At 62.5% G+C, this 18,102-nt stretch carries 11 protein-coding genes; 9 read left to right on the top strand and 2 right to left on the bottom strand.

Features of this window, described 5'->3' with window-relative positions:
• Positions 1 to 42: 42 nt before the first annotated feature.
• Positions 43 to 1,800: a tetratricopeptide repeat protein gene (locus tag NN5_RS10630; RefSeq protein ID WP_245656405.1), complete on the top strand. Its 1,758-nt coding sequence runs from the start codon at positions 43 to 45 to the stop codon at positions 1,798 to 1,800.
• A gap of 146 nt (positions 1,801 to 1,946) precedes the next feature.
• On the opposite strand, the gene NN5_RS10625 is transcribed toward NN5_RS10630, so the two are convergent.
• Together NN5_RS10625 and panB are read right to left on the bottom strand one after the other, a co-directional pair.
• The gene (locus NN5_RS10625) at positions 1,947 to 2,450 is read right to left on the bottom strand and encodes a flavin reductase family protein (RefSeq protein ID WP_067734179.1); all 504 of its coding nucleotides are present in this window, start codon (positions 2,448 to 2,450) and stop codon (positions 1,947 to 1,949) included.
• 98 nt (positions 2,451 to 2,548) lie between these two features.
• The gene (panB, locus tag NN5_RS10620; protein WP_067734178.1) at positions 2,549 to 3,418 is read right to left on the bottom strand and encodes a 3-methyl-2-oxobutanoate hydroxymethyltransferase; all 870 of its coding nucleotides are present in this window, start codon (positions 3,416 to 3,418) and stop codon (positions 2,549 to 2,551) included.
• Between the two features lie 121 nt (positions 3,419 to 3,539).
• Here panB and NN5_RS10615 point away from each other — a divergent pair, with 121 nt between their 5' ends.
• The 8 genes from NN5_RS10615 to NN5_RS10580 all read left to right on the top strand — a co-directional run.
• The gene (locus NN5_RS10615) at positions 3,540 to 5,057 is read left to right on the top strand and encodes an amino acid permease (RefSeq protein WP_067734177.1); all 1,518 of its coding nucleotides are present in this window, start codon (positions 3,540 to 3,542) and stop codon (positions 5,055 to 5,057) included.
• Between the two features lie 293 nt (positions 5,058 to 5,350).
• Positions 5,351 to 6,085 (top strand): hypothetical protein, encoded by a 735-nt coding sequence (locus tag NN5_RS10610; protein WP_067734176.1) that lies wholly within the window; start codon positions 5,351 to 5,353, stop codon positions 6,083 to 6,085.
• Between the two features lie 948 nt (positions 6,086 to 7,033).
• On the top strand, positions 7,034 to 9,649 hold the full coding sequence (locus tag NN5_RS10605; protein ID WP_198409093.1) for an SIR2 family protein: 2,616 nt from the start codon (positions 7,034 to 7,036) through the stop codon (positions 9,647 to 9,649).
• Positions 9,642 to 11,141: an argonaute/piwi family protein gene (locus NN5_RS10600; RefSeq protein ID WP_013833357.1), complete on the top strand. Its 1,500-nt coding sequence runs from the start codon at positions 9,642 to 9,644 to the stop codon at positions 11,139 to 11,141. Before NN5_RS10605 ends, NN5_RS10600 begins: the two co-directional genes overlap by 8 nt.
• A 194-nt stretch (positions 11,142 to 11,335) precedes the next feature.
• Entirely contained in the window at positions 11,336 to 12,499 is a 1,164-nt protein-coding gene (locus NN5_RS10595) for a DUF3800 domain-containing protein (protein WP_041558949.1), read from the top strand.
• 228 nt (positions 12,500 to 12,727) lie between these two features.
• Positions 12,728 to 13,654: a DUF7146 domain-containing protein gene (locus NN5_RS10590; protein ID WP_013833359.1), complete on the top strand. Its 927-nt coding sequence runs from the start codon at positions 12,728 to 12,730 to the stop codon at positions 13,652 to 13,654.
• 32 nt (positions 13,655 to 13,686) lie between these two features.
• The gene (locus NN5_RS10585; protein WP_013833360.1) at positions 13,687 to 15,762 is read left to right on the top strand and encodes a ParB/RepB/Spo0J family partition protein; all 2,076 of its coding nucleotides are present in this window, start codon (positions 13,687 to 13,689) and stop codon (positions 15,760 to 15,762) included.
• A 139-nt stretch (positions 15,763 to 15,901) separates the two neighbouring features.
• Positions 15,902 to 18,102, top strand: a 2,201-nt coding sequence (locus tag NN5_RS10580) for a strawberry notch family protein (RefSeq protein WP_174523888.1), incomplete at its 3' end; no start/stop codon positions are given.

Here is an 18,102-nt window from a genome sequence, read left to right as displayed (position 1 = left end):
TCCCGAGGGGGGGAGACAGGACGGGGCAGGGCGCGGCTGGCCGTGGTGCTGGCGGCTTTCGTGCTGCCGCTTGCGCTCCATTCCAGTCCGGGGCTTGGCGACCGGCCGGCCCGCGAAGCGTCGATCGACGCGGCGCGCTCGGCCTTGACGCGCGGCGACGGGATCGATGCCGAGATGAAGCTGCGCGCGGCGCTCGCCAGCGGGGCGGCAAGGCGCGATGTCGCCGCCTGGATGGGCAAGGCCTTCCTCGAACAGGAGGATCTCGGCAAGGCGCGCACCTGGCTGGCGCCGGGCGATTTCGGGCCGGGGACGGAGGCCGACGGCTGGCGCGCGCTGGGCCTGCTCGAAAAGCTGCAAGGCCACTTGCCGGAATCGGGCCGGGCCTACGACAAGGCGCTGAGGCTCATCCCCAACGACGCATCGCTGTGGGTCGAGATCGGCCGCCTGCGCTATGCGGGCGGGGAGCACCGGGCGGCGATCGCGGCCGCCGGGCACGCGCTCGAACTCGATCCCGGCAATGTCCGCGCGCTGCAGTTCGGCGGCCAGCTCGTGCGCGACCGCTATGGCCTGCTGGCAGCGATCCCCTGGTTCGAGCAGGCGCTGCTGCACGATCCGAAGGATGTACCGGTGCTGCTGGACTATGCCGCGACGCTGGGCGATCTGGGCCGTGCGAGCGAAGCCGTGACCGTTACGCGCCGGGTGCTGGAGCTCAGCCCGAAGAACCCGCGGGCCTATTACCTGCAAGCCGTGATGGCGGCCCGCGCGGGCAATTACGAACTGGCGCGCGGCCTGCTGCTGCGCACTGGGGACAAGCTCGACGGATTGCCCGGCGTTGCGATGCTGCGCGGCGTCGTCGAAATCGCAGCGGGTAATTACGAACTGGCGGGCGACGCGCTGGAAGAGGCGCTGCGGATGCAGCCGGATTGCCGCGAAGCCAAGGATCTGCTGGCGCGCGCGATCTATCTCGGCGGCCAGTACCGTTATGCCACGCTGCGCTTCAAGGACGAGATCGCCCGTGACGATGCCTCGCCTTATCTGCTCACGGTCGTTGCCCGCAGCTATGAAGTGCTGGGCGATCGGCTGCGGGCCGGGGAGCTGCTGGACCGCGCCGCGCGGGCTCAGGCACCGGCATTGCGCGTCATGCCGCATCAGGGGCAGGTCGGCGAACTGCTGGCCGAGGGCAAAGCCGCAGCGGCGCAGGCCATGACGGAGTCCGCGCGCAACGCCGATCCGGATTTCTACGACAATCAGGCGCTTGCCGGGGACGTGCAACTGGCGCTCGGCCATCCGCAGGCCGCGCAGGAGCGTTATGCCGCCGCCGGGCTGATCCGCATGTCCGAGAGCCTGTTCCAGCGTCGTTTCGAGGCCTATGCGATGGCCGGCGATCTCAAGGGCGCGCAGGGGATGGTCGAGGGCTATCTGCGCCAGAACCCGACAAGCCGCGCGGCACTGCGCGCAGCCGCCCGGCTGGCCATCGGCACCGGCGATCTGGCCCGCGCTGAGGCTATCCTGTCATGGCTGCGCGACAACGGGGATGCGCGCGATGTCCGCTTGCTGTCCGAACTGGCCCTGGCCGAGACGCGCGAGGATGATCCCGAAGCGGCGCGCGGCAATGCGCGGGCGGCCTATCGTCTGCAACGCTCCAGCCCGCTGGCCACGCAGGCACTGGGTTTCTGCTATGCCGCGCTTGGCACTCGCCGCGAAGAGGCGCGGGCCTTGCTGGACAAGGCGCAGGCCATGGCGGGCGAGACCCCGCTGATCGCCGAGGCGCGCCGGGCCATGCTGAAGACGAAAAGCTGAGCCGGGCGCGAGCCGGTTTTGGCCTTGAAGCACCGTGCGTATAGGAAGCGCCGTGCGTATAGTCCGCATCAGCCTCGTTCGTGTCGAGCGAAGTCGAGACACGATAGGCGCTGCTCGACACGAACGGTGGTGGCCCAGATTGCCCCCTATCCGCCGTAGAAGACGTTTTCGCCCAGATCCTTCATTTCCAGAATCGCGGCATCGGGGCGGCCTTCGGGATGCTTGTGGAGATGGACCTGCGTCACTTCGCCGATCACGACGTGGTGATCGCCCACGGCTGCGATCTCCACCACCTTGCATTCCACCGCGCCGATGGCGCTGTCGATGATCGGCGCGCCGTTATCGCCCGGGCGGAAGGGTTCGCCGGACAGCTTGCCGTCCTCGACCTCGGCAGGTTTGAAGAAGGCGAAAGCGGCGCCCTGCTGGCCCTTGCCCAGCATGTTGAGCGCGAACTGCCCGGTTTCCTTGGCGGCCAGATGGCAGCCTGAATCCATTTTCACGCCGACGACAATGAGCGGGGGCGAAAACGACGTCTGCGTCACGAAGTTTACCGTTGCCGCGGTCAAGTGGCCGTCGGCGCCTTTCGCGGTCATGACGTAGATCCCGTAGGGGATCATTCGCAGCACGGTCTTCTTCGTCGCGGGGTCCATAAACGCATCCTCTTTCGGTGTTTCCGCTTTTCTAGGACGCCTCGGCGAGGTTCTGCAATACGCGATGGCGCGCCGCCAGCGTCCTCGACGGATTGACCCTACTTCGGCTGATAGGTCTGCTCGACGCCCGGAAATGTACGTGCGCGGACTTCTTCGGCGTATTTCGCAGCGGTCTCGGTGATGAACCCGGCAAGATCGCCGTACTTCTTCACGAACCGCGGCACCCGCTCGAACATGCCCAGCATGTCTTCCGTCACCAGCACCTGCCCGTCGCACCGGGCCGAGGCGCCGATGCCGATTACCGGGATTTCCACGCTCTGGGTGAGGGAGACGGCGATCGGTTCCACCACGCCTTCGACCACCACGGCAAAGGCTCCGGCATCGGCCACGGCCTGCCCGTCGGCGATGATCTTGGCGTGTTCTTCCTGGCTGCGGCCGCGCGCGCCATAGCCGCCCAGCGCATTGACCGCCTGCGGGGTGAGGCCGACGTGGGCCATCACCGGGATGCCGCGCCGGGTCAGGAAGGCAATCGTCTCGGCCATGGCCTGACCGCCCTCCAGCTTGACGGCCGCGCACCCGGTTTCGGCCATGATTCGGCTTGCCGCGGCAAACGCCTGCTGCGGGCTGGCTTCATAGGCGCCGAAGGGCATGTCGACGACGACGACCGAATGATAGCTGCCGCGCACGACGGCGGCGCCATGGGCGATCATCATGTCGAGCGTGACCTGCAGCGTCGAAGGCAGGCCATAGATCACCTGGCCGAGCGAATCCCCGACGAGCAGCATGTCGCAATGCTGGTCCAGCAACTGGGCCTGCCGCGCGGTATAGGCGGTGAGCATGACCAGCGGTTCTTCGGTCTTGCCTTCGAACTTGCGCCGCTGGATCGCGGGCACGGTCAGGCGCTTCATCGGCGCGGGGGTGGGATGGGCGCGGCTGGTCGCGGTGTCGAGCTGGAAGGTCGTGGACATGCCACCGCCTTAGCGGGTGCAATGAAAATCTGCAAAGCTGGGGAACTGCTTGCCATTCGCTCTTGCCATGCGTTCGCATGTCGTTAGCGTCTGCCGATCCGCAAATTCCGGGGGTCCACGCATGTTCGGACGTGTAAAGCCGCTTGATGCCATTCTGGCGACGGCTGAAAAGAAATCCTTGCACCGCTCGCTCGGTGCTTTCCAACTTACAATGCTAGGCATCGGTGCCGTGATCGGCACCGGTATTTTCGTTCTCACCGCCGAGGCCGCGCAGAAGGCCGGGCCGGGCATGATGCTCTCGTTCGTAATCGCCGGTTTCGTCTGTGCGGTAGCGGCTCTGTGTTACGCCGAAATGGCGGCCATGGTACCGGTTTCGGGCTCTGCCTACACTTACAGCTATGCCGTGATGGGCGAACTTGTTGCGTGGATGGTCGGCTGGGCGCTGATCCTGGAATACGCGATCGCGGCCGGTGCTGTTTCGGTCGGCTGGTCCGGCTATTTCGTCGGCTGGCTCAATACCAGTTTCCAGATAACCATTCCCCATGCGCTGGTACGCGGACCGTTCGACGGTGGTATCATCAACCTCCCCGCGATGCTGATCGCGGCGGTCGTCACGGCGCTGCTGGTGAAGGGCACCAAGGAAAGCGCCACGGTCAATGCCGTGCTGGTGGCGATCAAGATCCTGGCGCTGACGATGTTCGTCCTGCTGACCCTGCCGGTGCTCAAGAGCGGGCAGTTCACCCCGTTCGCGCCGCTGGGCTTTGCCGGCATTTCGGGCGCGGCGGCTTCGATCTTCTTCGCCTATGTCGGCTTCGATGCGGTTTCGACGGCTGCGGAAGAGACCACCAACCCGCAGCGCAACATGCCGATCGGCCTGATCGGCAGTCTCGCCGTCTGCACCATCTTCTACATGCTCGTGGCCGCCGGTGTGATCGGCACGGTCGGCGCGCAGCCGGTCTCCGGCCCCGGAGGCGCTGTTCTTTCGCCGGGGACGCCGGCGCTGTCGCAGGCTTGTGCGGCGATTCATGAAAATGCCGTCGTCTGTTCCAAGGAAGCTCTGGCCTGGACGCTCAAGCAGGTCGGCTATCCGTTCGTCGGCTGGCTGGTCGGTGCTGCGGCGATCATCGCGCTGCCCTCGGTCATCCTGATGATGATGTTCGGCCAGACCCGCATTTTCTTCGTGATGAGCCGCGACGGCCTGCTGCCCGAGTTCTTCTCGAAAGTGCACCCCAAGTTCCACACGCCCTATGCGATCACGATCCTGACGGGCATTTTCGTCGCGCTGTTCGCCGCCTTTTTCCCGGTCGGCCTGCTGGCCGACGTGTCGAACTCCGGCACGCTCTTCGCGTTTGCCGCGGTTTCGATCGCAGTGATGGTGCTGCGTCGGACCGATCCGAATCGGGCGCGTCCGTTCCGTACCCCGGCCATCATGGTCACTGCGCCGCTGGCGATCGCGGGCTGTATCTACCTGTTCTTCAGCCTGTCGATGGAAACGATCCTGCTGTTCGTGGGCTGGGCCATCGTCGGGTTGTTCGTGTACTACCTCTACAGCCGCAGCCGCAGCCATGTGGGCCGCGGTCTGGTCGAAGTGCACGAGGAAGATGCTGACGTGCCGCCGCAGCCGGTTCCGCCGCTCTGAGCGGATCGTTCGCCGGGCAATGAAAGGGGAGCCGCAGGGCTCCCCTTTTTTGTGGCACCGGGCTGGGCAGACAAATCCGCCCTTTGAGGAGCGGCTGCTTTCGGCAGGCCGAGATCGGATGGCATGGATGGCTGCGAAGCACGGGACGGAACTTTGTTGCAGCGCGGCGAGATGGCCGAAACGACCCGATTGCTGACATCACCATGTCCTGCCCCGCCTGTTCTTCGCTGGAAGTGGTTTGAGATAGGCTTCTGTCTGACCTGAAATTATAGAGGCCCATTGAGGAGGCTCGGATGTATCGCATTATATTGGCGGCTGTGTTGGTTCTGGGAGCCGGGCCGGCCTTGGCCGAACCCACTGACATAGTTGTGCGGATCATCGCGCAGGACGCAAAATTTGTCGGCACCTCAATGGGGGGAGTGCGCATTGTCTTGCGTGACGCGAAGAAGGGCACTGTGCTTGCCGAGGGGCGTACAGAAGGGGGGACGGGCAACACGGCACGGATTATGAAATCCGATGGCCGCAGTCCGCTCCGCGCAGATGGATCCGAGGCCGCATTTGCGGCCACGCTGGACATTATCAAGCCGACCCTGGTCGAACTCGAAGCATATGGCCCTCTCGATTATCCCGAATCTGCCGTTCGCGTGAGCCAGCAGCGTTGGGTCATGCCCGGAGAGGATGCAACGATTGGCGACGGTTGGACCGTTGAGCTGCCGGGACTTGTCATTAATCCAGAAACAAAAATGGATGGTCTCTTGGCCAGAATTTCAGCCAAGGTGATGCCGATGTGTGGCTGCCCGATCGAGCCAGACGGATTGTGGCCTTCCGGCGAGTACGAAGTCAGCGTTACGGCTTGGAAGGACGGTGTGCGGATCGCCAGGAGCAAACTTGCCTTCGACACTCCGCCCGGTGTCTTTTCGGGTGACATCAAATTGCCGGCCGAAGGCCGCTACGAATTGACCGTCTCTGCCCGCAACAAACGCACTGGGAACAGTGGCATCCGGACAATTGAGGTTGCTGCAGAATAGAAGGGCCTGAAGAGGCTGCTTGTCTGCGCAGTATCCGCTTTCCACTCAATATCGCGATTATCTGCGATGAGGGGGCGTGCGGGAATTCTTCCCTGTCACCTCTGAGGGCGGCGCGCTGACGCTGCGGCTGTCACACCGTTGCCTTGAAACTGCGTGTAGGGAAGGGGTTGGCGGAATGGTGACCCCTACGGGACTCGAACCTGAGGAACAAGGGATTGCAGGGGGCTCCAGGGGAAAGAAATGGCAGAAAACCGCCAATCGCATTCCCGCTCAATCCCCCTGATTACCGCGATGCTCCCACGGATGCTCCCACGGCTCCTGTATGGTAAGTGCGGTTTCAACGGCGTCGGCAAACATAATGCTGATATCTGCAGGGCATTGCGCGCGGGGAGCACGAGGGGCGATGGTCAAGCACTACATTGAAGTGACCGGCGCACAGCCCGAATTGCGTGGCGGTCGGACACTCCAGAATGGCAATTTATGTGTTCACGAGTTGCGAATAACAACCTCAAGAGTCGTCAATATGCGACGCAGCTAGGGACCTCGTTCTCGTCGATCAGTATCCCGAGACCGAATCTTGAAAATAACCAATTTCGCGAGGCGATTGGCGGTTCATTACAAATGCCACACGGCCCCATCCGTGCCAGCGGGCTTCAAAAGTCTGGATAGTAACGCCCCGGGGCTTTCCTTCACGAACCAAATCGCGCAGATTGCGTTCGACATTTGTTCGTCATTATCCATAGGCATGGGGTCAGTCGCTTGGCAGGCAGTGGTCCGGTTTCCGAATTCATCCCGACCGAAGTCCAACGAGCCGTGCCGGGTCGGCTACGATCGCTGCTGCGCGGGCAACCTGAGCCTGTTCTTCTATTGGGAGCAGGCGCGTCCATCTCGTCAGGGATCCCGGCTGCCGGGGAAGCTGTCGAGAGAATCGCTAAATGGCGGTGGTGCTTGGACAACGATCGCCTACCAAATGATCCGAGCGTCCGCCGCGCGGATTATTGGCCTTGGTTGACCGCGCAGCCGTGGTTTTCAACGGATGTTCTCCTTGCGGAGCTGTATCCCGATGCGGTCAAGAACCTGTTGAACGTTGCAAACGACCGGCGCGTCTTTTTCGAGGACATGATCCATCCACCCGTGCATCCTAATCGGGGCTACAGAGGTCTTGCCAACATCCTGCACCAAGGCTGGATAGCGACCGTCCTCACGACAAACTTTGACGAATGCATTCAAAACGCCCGAGTTCTGGTGACGCGGCCTCACCATCTGGTGGCGATCAAGACACCATCGGACCTAGTCCGCTTCTCATCAGCGCCGGAAAATCCTCAGCTCGTTTACCTGCACGGCTCGGTAGAGCATTTGACCGACAAGAATCTGGCGATCGACGTCCAAAATATGGACAGCGAGATCGTCGAACGTGTGCGACCGCTGCTCCGCGACCATCCCATCATTGTCGTCGGCTATCGTGGCGCCGAACCCTCGGTGATGCGTGGTCTTTTCCTCGACAACATAGACTACACCAGCAAATTCTATCACGGCATCTACTGGTGTGTGCTGGACCGAGAGATCGACGCGCCGATGCCTCCAATGGTTGCGGAACTCGCGTCGGCCATCGGCGGTAACTTCACTAAAGTACCGATTTCGGGCTTCGACGATCTTTTCGAGATCGAATTATACAATCGGCTGGTGGCCGAAGGAGCGCAACCGACCCGGCGTAACCACGGCTATCGGCCGCCCGAGTTGCCGCTCGACATGACCCCGATTGCTGGGGGCCTTCTCGATAACATCGATCGCGTTTTGCTTTTCACACGTCTCCGTGAATATGCCGCCGTACTCAACAACTGGGCACCGGATTCCTATGAGGAAGACTGGACGCTTCGAATGGGCACCACCTTCAACCTGCTCATGGCTAACGACGATGCGACCGTTCCGACGGTGGCGGGTTGGTTGTTGTTCTCTAATGATCCGACCGTATTGATACCCAGTGCATTTGTGCGCTTCCGTGCGCTCGGGCCCGAGACTTGGCTGCGTCAGTGCCTTGGCGACGATGTCGATCTTCTGCACGAACCCAATGCGGAAGGCTCTCTCGTCGAGGTGGATATCCGCGGAAATCTGTGGTCACAGCTCGACCAGCTCACCGAGTTGCTATCACGAGTCAACCGTCAGTTTCGCTTGAAGCAGGAGGTGTCGCGGCAGGTCCGTTCGTACAGTCCATTGGCCCTCAAAGAGATGATCGTGAACGCGCTTGTGCATCGTGACTATGCCTGCCCCGATCCGGTCGAGATCGTGGTTACGCCCGAGCGGATCGTCACCAGGAGCCCTGGAGGTCTTGTCGATACGGTCGCTGCGCAGATTTACGATCAAGAACTTCAGGCCATGATCAAGAGTGGTCGGCGCAGCATCAAAGGCTACCGAAATCCGGTCATCTCCGATCTCTTCTACGGCGGCGGCCAGATGGACCATACCGGATCGGGTCTGTCGGATATGTGGAAAGAGACCATCAACAACAATGGCGACGTGGATTTCGGACCGGGGGACGAGAACAGGGCGTTCAACGTCGAGATAAAGGCCCGTCCCGAGGCTGTGGACGACATCACGAATACCGCTATCGCGGATGAATCACAGGTCACACGTTTCACCACGAACCTTTTGCCCATCCATACAATGCCCGATAGGATCTGGCATGCTGGGACGACTGCGACTTATACCGGGGGGCTATATCGTTCCGCGGGCGACCTCCCCGTACCTCCTGGACACGTCCAAGACGGCCGCTTCTACACACTCTACGACCTCGACGAGATTACCGATGCGCTAGTGACGCCGTTCGATCCTGGAGATGTCGAGACGGTCACGCCTGAAGAACTCATGGATCTTCCGAACGGCGAGAATATCCTGATCAAACTCCTCGTCGATGCCGTACTCGGACATTGCCGCGCGCTCGGGATGCAGATCGATTTCAAGCGAAAGCGCGCCCATTTCCCGCGTTTCGATGAGGAGCAGGAACGTCGGATTACCTACAAAGCCCGATATAAGCGAGCCACGAGAACGGTGGTCAAGGCCCGGACGAAGCGGGATACGGGCGAGATATCCTATTACGAGCACAAGGCGCTTTCGATCTCGGTTGCGCCCTATGGCTCCGAGTGGTGCATCATCCTCTCGCCCGGTTACGCGTTCACGCGAAATGGCTTTGGACGGCTGATCGGCAACGAGCTCATCAACAGCCTGTCGACGCGGCGGGCGGCAAAGGACTTCAATTCGAGTGTCCATAATGACCTCGCCTTTTGGCAGGCGATGTTGGCGGAACAGTCAGAGGGGCTGTTCTCTCTCCAGCCAGATGTGAGCGGTGGCCTATCCCGGTTCGCACCCAATATTGTCATGAGCAACCAGCTTCCTGGGGCCTCACTGAACTCCAACGCTTTCGATGAACTTGCGATCGTCCAAGGCGACCCGGACGAACTCGAAGAGCTCGACAGAGAGCTCTCGGAGTTGGCCGACATGGTCGAGCTTGACGACTTGCGGGAACCCGAACCGGCGAGCGCATTCGGGCGGGTGAGCGACGATGACTGACTTGTCACTTTTCGAGCTGCGCTCGCCTCCGCTGCAATTCGGTGGGGCCGCATCCACGTCCGACCCCAAATCGGGTCTCGACAGTGCCGGACCCTTTGATCTTCGGTTTGGAGCGGCCCGGAAGGATGCGATCCATGTCGGTGTGATCGGTCCTGCGGATATGATCGATAGCGCGCAGAAATGGTTGACCCGTTGCGCGGCCGGAATACCGACGTTCGGCCCGGCCACATCGTTGCGACGACCGTTTCCGGGTTTTTCGGAGGTTTTCCGCAAGAAGCTGGTCTATTCAACGCATCTTTCCATTGCATTGGCCGAGGCAGGTGACAATTCGATCGAGCTTGCGCTCGCGGGCTCAGACGCGTTCATACGCTTTCAGACGATCGTCGATCTCTACGATGCCAGTCTTCAACGTCTCGCTGGGCGAGACGTGAACCGTCCCGATGTCGTGTTGGTGTGCCTCCCGCAGAGCGTTCTCGACAAGTGCAGAACGGTCGAGCGCCAGAATACAGAGGCCGAGCGAGAGCGGGCAAAGGCGATCAGGAAAGCGCGTGCGAGTCGACAAACCGATTTCTTCGACCTGCTCGATGAAGTCGAGGAAAGTGAAGATGATTTCCTCAAACGCGATCTGAGACATGCGCTCAAGGCCAGGGCCTTGGCGGCGCGGCTGCCGATCCAGATCGTCACACCACGGTTGCTAGAGGATGGTCCTAAGAGCGAGGATCCCGCCACCCGCGCCTGGAACTTCTCGGTTGGCTTATACTACAAGGCAGGCGGCGTTCCTTGGCGGTTGAGTCCGCCCGGGCCGGAGACTTGTTTCGTTGGGATAAGCTTTCACCACTATCGGACGAAGCAGCGCCACATTGTGCAATCGAGCCTAGCCCAAGCTTTCTCGAGCGAAGGCGAAGGTTTCGCAATTCGGGGCACCGGAGTGCCGGCCGAGGCGGATCAACGCCTGAACGTGCATCTTTCCGAGGATCAAGCTTATGATCTCGGCGTACGCATCATCGCGGAATATGGGGCACGTACGGGTCGCTCTCCGCTGCGATTGGTGATCCATAAGACCAGCCAGTTCGACCAGGCGGAGATCCGGGGCTTTCGCGCCGCGCTCGGGGACATTCCTATCGTCAGCCTCGTGACGATGGTGCCGAGCGCATTCCGCCTCGTACGTTTTGGTATGTACCCTCCAAAAGTTGGCACAATCTGCACGGTGAACGGAGCGCGGACCTTCCTCTACACATCTGGCTATATTCCAGAGATCGAGACCTATCCCGGTCCGCACATACCTCAGCCATTCGAAGTGCGCTCGATCGGCCCCGAGGATTCATTGGCTGCGGCAACCGATATCTTCAACTTGACGCGTATGAACTGGAACACGGCGGATATCCGCGGAAAATGGCCCGTTACCCTCTCTTTCGCCCGACGGGTTGGCGGAATTCTCAATGAATATGGAGAGCAGGATCCTGATGAAACTTCATTTCGATATTTTGTGTAGAGGGGGAGTGCAGGTTCTGGTTTTACAGACGCCGTTTGTCACCTGTTGACCTGCCGAGGCCACGAGTTCAGCTCGGTTTTTCTATCACTGAGTCGACCGTCTGAAATTTTGGCTGCATTTGCTCGTTCATCCATGGCGCGGTGATTAGTAGGTTTGCCTGATCGCTAGGTTAGATAGAAGACGGGAAGTGGAATTTGCACGCTTACATCGACGAGACGGGCAACACTGGCGGACGCCTCCTAGACGATAATCAGCCGTTGTTCGTAACGGCGGCGTTGCTGACGCGTTCAGACTTTGACAAACGCTTCGGTGCCGAGGTTGCCATGATCGCCTCCTCTATAAGCGAGAAGGAAATCCATGCCAATCAGCTTGGCGTTGCGAAGCTTGAGGAGCTTGCTCCCGCGATTTTGAAGGTCGTGCGCAAGGCTGGGCCCGCGTTCTTTCTCGCTCGTGTCGAAAAGAAGTACGTGATGGCCTCGAAGATATTCGACACAATCTTCGATTGTTTTGAGAACAAGGCTGTACCCTGGCAGGTGTACAACATCCGGCCACTGCGTATTATGATGGTTTTCAAACTGGCTGCCATCCTCGACGACGAACTTGCCCAGCAGTTCTGGAACGCCCTGCTGGAAAAGAACGAAGCCAAGGCCAGGGACGGCATGGCAGGCTTCTGCTCGGCTCTGAAGGAGCATGTGCGGCATATCGTCGACCAACGATCCCAGGATATCGTAAACGATGCACTCGACTGGGTTGTCGCCAACCCGGAGGGGCTGGATTTCGTTCACCAGACCAAGATCGGCCGCAAGGGCCACATGCCCAATATGGTGGGGTTCGGGAACCTGCTTGCCGGGATCGAGCGACAATCGGGAATTTGGAGGCGGTCAGTGGAGGTGATCAAACACGATCGTCAGCACGAATTCGCACCGGCTCTCCAATTCTGGCACGACATGTATGCCAATGCCCTTCCAGGCGCGGTCAACCTACCCTTCGGCGAGAGGCTTGTCCTGCGGAAGGTGTTCGGTAGCAAACTGGAGATTTCTTCCGCTCAGGAGAGCGCCGGCATCCAGATAATCGATGCCATTCTTTGGCTGTTTGCCCGCACACTTCGTGGCGATGCGCTGCCGGAGAAATGCCAGGCACTTCTCGATTATGTCTATGGCCGCGCCTATCAGGATGACTTCTCCTTCGCGGGAGCGGGCAGTGCCACCGAAGAGGCGCTCAAGGATATTTACGCGAAACCGCTACCTGCTGATGCCCTTGAACGCGCACGTGCGTTCCAGGTCGAGAGCGAGGAACGCCGGCTCACGGCAATGGCGGACTATGCGATGAAGAAGGAAGCTGCGAAGAAGCTTGGCTGAACTGAGATACGGTCGGGACAGTATGCAGTCGAATGACGTTCACTTTGCGGTTCGTGGACAACCTCTTGTCCGTCTAATCCGCTATCTCCGCCGTTTTTTGCCCTAGGAACCAAGGGCAAATTCCAGCGGGTCGATCAGGATTCGAGAAGGTCGGCTATGCCGCCGTCTATGGTTAGAAATTCCTGCATCCAGGAGTGGAGGTGTGCCGTGAGGTGAGACGGAGGTGCTATGCCCGATCTCTACAATCCTGCCGCCCATTTCGACCTCGAAACTCACGCAGCCAATCTCGTCAAACGCCTCGGTGGCACCTGGTCGTCGAAAGGCGCAATGTGTCGTTGCCCGGCCCATGATGACCGCACACCCAGCCTGTCGATCCGTGTCGGCGAGAAAGCGCTGCTGTTCAAATGCTTCGCCGGTTGCGACACGCTCGACGTGATCCGGGCAATTCGGCGGCTCGACCGCAACATTTCAATGGGCGGTGAGGCGGCGGTATCATCATCGCCCACGTCGCTCAGCCCGGCATGGTTGCGGCAACGGGCGCTGGATCTGTGGGATAGCGCGCGCCCTCTGGCCGAAACGCCAGCCGAACAATACCTGCGGCGACGCGCGATCATCCTGTCGCCGCCTGCCTTGCGCTTTCACCGGCGAACACCGCTCGGCCGAGGAAAACGCGCCGTGTTCCGCCCAGCGATGCTTGCTGCAATTCACGAGCGGAGCCGGTTGGTTGCACTCCAGAGGACTTTCCTCGATCCTGACCAGCCGCTCCGCGCCCGCGATCTAGGTAACCCGCGGCGCATGCTCGGTCGCCCAGGCCAAGGCGCTGTTATCTTGGCACCCGCAAACGACACCCTCGGGCTTGCCGAAGGCATCGAAACCGCCCTGTCGGCGATCCTCCTGCTCGACATCCCGGTTTGGGCAACGCTCGGAAACGAGCGCTTGGCCCATATCGACGTCCCCGACACCGTCACCCGCCTGATCCTGCTTCCCGACAACGACCGCGGCGGACAGATCGGCGCGGCCAAAGCCGCTGAGGCCTACGCCATGCCGGGCCGGACGATTGAAACGCTCTTCCCGCCCCAGGGCTTCAACGACTGGAATGACGTGCTGCGGGCAAAAGGGAAGGGGGTGGAGGACTGGTTGCGGCAAGCGGCCTGAATGGTCGGGCCTCGTCCGCCAGGAGACCATCCATGTCCCAGCCCATCATTCTCGTATCGGCGGCCAAGCTCGCCAAGTCGCCCAGCAATGTGCGCAAGACCAGCGATCCGGAGGCCGACGCCCAGCTCGAGGCGAGCATCGTCGCGCACGGCGTGCTCCAAAACCTGATCGGCCTACCGGTCGCGCGCAAGAAGGGCCAGTACCGCATCACCGCCGGCGGCCGCCGCCTCGATGCCGTCCACCGCGCGATCGAAAAGGGCGATCTTCCTACCGATTACGAGCTGCCGGTGAAGGTCCTCGCCGATGCCAACGACGCGGTCGAGATCAGCCTGTCGGAAAACTTCTTCAAGCTGGCGATGAACCCCGCCGATGCCTGCCGGGCGTTCCAGGACATCATCGAGACCGAGAAGAAGACCCCCGCCGACATCGCCAAGCGTTTCGGGCTCACCGAACGTTTCGTGCTCGGCCGCCTGCGCCTCGCGGGCCTCGCCGAACCGGTATTCGAAGCGCTGCGTGAAGGCGCGATCACGCTCGACATCGCCATGGCCTATGCCAGCACGTCGGACACCGCGCGCCAGGCCTCGGTCTTCGAGCAGCTTGGCCAGGGCTACTACCGGGCCAATGTCGGCGAAATTCGGCGCCAACTCGCCTCGGGCGGCTATCACGGCAGTGACCCCAAGGCGATGCTGGTCGGACGCGACGACTATGTCGCGGCGGGTGGCAGGATCGATGCCGACCTGTTTTCCGACGACGCCACCGAAATGTGGATCGATGGCGATATCCTCGATCATCTCGCCGAGGAAAAGCTCACCGCAGCCGCCGAAGCGATCCGCCAGCGCGAGGGCTTCGCGGAAATCCGCGCCGTGCCCGCGTCCCATATCCCCTACATGGAAACCTACAGCCTTCGCCAGGTCCAGGGCGAACTTCCGCCGCTCACCGCCGACGAGGAAGCCCGCTGCGAGCAGATCCAGAGCGAGCTCGAAGCGATCGAGGAAGCCGCGGCCGACGAGAACGGCGAGGGCTATACCGAGGACGACGAAGCGCGGACCCAGGAACTCGAAGCCGAATACGAGGCGATCCAGTCGCGCACGCCGGTCCTGACCGAGGAGCAGAAGGCCTCGGCGCTCGCTTATGTGGTGATCGGCCGCGACGGTCAGCCCCGCATTCACGAACAGCTCTATGTCGCGCCGGTCGAAACACCGGCCGACGGGGACGATGACACCAGCGACGATGAGGACGCGGATCATGGCGATGAGGCCGAAAGTTCGGCCAAGCCCGTCGTCAGCCAGCGCCTCGCCGACGAACTGGCGATGATGAAAACCGAGTTGCTTGCCGTCCATGTCGCGAGTGATCCCCGCTTTGCCTTCGACGTCGGCACCTTCATCATGGCTGATGCCGCGACCCGGCATTTTGGGAGCAGCGATCTCGCCAGCGAATTGCGCGCCAGGGCACCAAGCCCGCGTGTTTCCGGCTTCGAGAGCGGCACGCTGGCGGCCGAGGAATGGGCCAAGCTCGACAGCGCGCTCGATCGCAGCTGGATCGATCACGAGGATGTCCGTGATCGCTACGATGCCTTCTGCTCGCTTCCCGACGAGGCCCGCGCTGGCTGGCTGGGCTGGGCGGTAGCCCGGACCTTCGACGCGGTTCCGGCGGGCAGGACCGGCAGCGTGTTCATCGACCATCTCGGCAGCAAGCTCGCCATCGACGTCGCGGCCTGGTGGCGGCCGACCGCGAAGAACTACTTCGACCGGATCACCAAGCCCGCGATCCTCGGCCTGTTCGAAACGGTGGGAACCGCCGAACTGCGCCAGCGCTACGCGGCGTCGAAGAAGCATGATCTTGCCGCTTCGGCCGAGAAGCTCTTCGCGGGTGACATCCTTGTCGAGGCCGAGATCAAGGAACGGGCGCTGACCTGGCTGCCCGATGCCATGCGCTTCGAACTGATCGACGGCGAGGCTGACGGCGTGATCGACGCGGATGAAGTGGCAAGTGACGAGCCCACCGACGCGACCGGCCTAGCCGAGGATTCCGAGTTCGGCGATCTTGCGGAACACGGCGCGGACGCTGGCGCTGACGACGGCATGGACTCGCTCGCCGCCGCTGCCTGATCGCACAAGCCTGCCGTCCTGACGGGGCCGCGGTGTCATGCCGCGGCCCCGTTTCCATATGCCCGGCTTCCGGGAGGAAGGGGGAGGACGATTGGCGACGGGGCGGATGGCCGCCCGACTTTCCGGAGGACCATGCCCGATGAACTTGCCGCTTCTCAAGCTCGCCGAACCGGAATTCGGCGCTTACGCCACCAAGGCCGAAGGCCTGTTTTCGGTCGCGAGAATGGTCGCCGACACGCTCGCTCGATCCGGCGTTGTTACCCGCCAGTACCTTACCCGCCTGACGATCGATGCGTTTAGTGCGACCGATGCCGATGGCGCCTGGTCGATGCGCGACGCCTATGACGCGCTGGAAGCCGCACAGGTGCTGCTGCTTCAACGCGGTGATTGGCGGGTCATGCATGGCGGCGATCCCGAGGCGATGTTTGCCGCGCTGCTCGCCTTCCAGAACAGCCTGCCGACCCAGACCTACCGGTCAGAACACCAGGTCGATCTCCAGCAGTTCAGCACGCCGCTGGCGCTGGCCTGGCTCGCGGCCCGGGCGGCGCAGTTCAGGTCCGATGATCTGGTGCTCGAACCTTCGGCAGGCACCGGGATGCTCGCCGCGCACGCGGCGAGGGCCGCCACCGGCTTGCTGCTCAACGAGCGCGACGAACAGCGGGCGGCATTGCTCGGTCTGGCGCTCGGTCAGGACGTCACCAGCCACGATGCGGAATTCATCCACGACAAGCTGCCGTCTGGACTCGCGCCGAGCGTTGTCCTGATCAACCCGCCCTTCAGCCGCAGCGAGGGGCGGGGCCGCGACCGCCATGCCGGCGCCAGGCATCTCCGCTCAGCCCTGCTGCGCCTTGCCCATGGCGGGCGCTGCGTCGCGATCATGCCGCCGAGCTTCGCGTCCGATGGTAGTGGTGCACCGGGCTATGCGGCGGTGGCCGAGGTCGTGCCACCGCGCGCGGAAATCACGATCCTCGGCAATCCTTACGCCAAGCACGGCACCAGCATCTCGGTGCGGCTGCTGGTCTACGACAAGGGCTGGGCGGGAATACCCGCACGCCATACCGTGCCCGATCTCGCAGCGGCGCTCCCGATCGTGCTGGGCCTGCCGCCCAGGCTCGACCCGTCGCAGTCGCCGCCACCTGCACCCGCGCTGGCACAACCGCGACTGCGCCCGGCCGCCAGACCATCGCCGTCAGCGCTCTTCACGAACCTCGCAGGATCGAAGCTTGCCACGCCAAAGCGCGAACCGCGCATCGACGATGTCCCGCGCCTGCTCGACTATACGGTTAGGGACACACCGCTGGCCGCAGGCGATCCGGTCGGCATCTATGTCCCCTGGCGGCTCGCCCGCATCGACATTCCAGCCGCTAGGCCGCATCCCGACCAGCTCGTCGAATCCGTCGCCATGGCTTCGGTGCTGCCGCCCGCACCCGGCTACCGCCCGATGCTCCAGGACCGCGCGATCGCGGCACTGTCCGATGCCCAGCTCGAAACCCTGATCCACGCAGGCGAGGCTTTCCAGCGCGATCTGCCAGGGACCTTCCTTCCCAATGACGCGGGCGACCAGCTCTCGGAAACGCCGGAGGGTCATGTCTATCGCACCGGCTATTTCATCGGTGACGGCACCGGGGTCGGCAAGGGCCGCGAGGTCGCCGCCTGCATTCTCGACCAGTGGAACCGGGGGCGGCGCAAGGCGGTGTGGATCTCGGTCAGTTCCGGGTTGATCGAAGATGCGCGCCGCGACTGGTCTGCACTCGGCGGGTTGCCCATCGACATCCAGCCGCTCGATGCCTTCCCGTTGGGCCAGCCGATCGGCATGGCGAGCGGAATCCTGTTCCTGACTTATGCGACGCTGCGCTCCTCGCGCCATGACGAGGCCTCACGCCTCCAGCAGATCCGCGCCTGGCTGGGTGAGCATTTCGACGGGATGCTGGTGTTCGACGAGGCCCATGCGCTGGCCAATGCCGCAGGCACCGATACCGAATTCGGCACGGCCAAGGGCTCCGAGCAGGGGCTCGCGGGCGTTCGGCTCCAGCACGCGCTGCCGCGCGCCCGGGTGCTCTATGTCTCGGCGACCGGCGCCACCGACCCCGCCAATCTCTGCTACGCCGCCCGGCTTGGCCTCTGGGGACCGGGCACCGCCTTCCGCGACCGCGCGGCATTCATGGCGGCGATGGACGATGGCGGGATCGCCGCGATGGAGATCGTCGCCCGCGATCTGAAAGCCATGGGGCTCTATACCGCTCGGGCACTGAGCTTTGCTGGCGTCGAATACGAAGCGCTCGAACACCGGCTGACGGTGGATCAAATCGCGATCTACGATGCCTATGCCGATGCCTGGGC

Origin of the sequence: Novosphingobium naphthalenivorans NBRC 102051, from assembly GCF_001590985.1 — a bacterium.
GTDB classification, from domain to species: domain Bacteria; phylum Pseudomonadota; class Alphaproteobacteria; order Sphingomonadales; family Sphingomonadaceae; genus Novosphingobium; species Novosphingobium naphthalenivorans.
Note: the sequence above shows the minus strand (reverse complement) of the source record. Positions and strands in the feature narration are given on the sequence as shown.

Bases quoted from the DNA above. Each gene is read 5' to 3' on its own strand.
- NN5_RS10625 (WP_067734179.1), bottom strand. From the start codon at position 2,450: ATGGACCCCGCGACGAAGAAGACCGTGCTGCGAATGATCCCCTACGGG.
- panB (WP_067734178.1), bottom strand. From the start codon at position 3,418: ATGTCCACGACCTTCCAGCTCGACACCGCGACCAGCCGCGCCCATCCC.
- NN5_RS10615 (WP_067734177.1), top strand. From the start codon at position 3,540: ATGTTCGGACGTGTAAAGCCGCTTGATGCCATTCTGGCGACGGCTGAA.
- NN5_RS10610 (WP_067734176.1), top strand. From the start codon at position 5,351: ATGTATCGCATTATATTGGCGGCTGTGTTGGTTCTGGGAGCCGGGCCG.
- NN5_RS10600 (WP_013833357.1), top strand. From the start codon at position 9,642: ATGACTGACTTGTCACTTTTCGAGCTGCGCTCGCCTCCGCTGCAATTC.
- NN5_RS10590 (WP_013833359.1), top strand. From the start codon at position 12,728: ATGCCCGATCTCTACAATCCTGCCGCCCATTTCGACCTCGAAACTCAC.
- NN5_RS10585 (WP_013833360.1), top strand. From the start codon at position 13,687: ATGTCCCAGCCCATCATTCTCGTATCGGCGGCCAAGCTCGCCAAGTCG.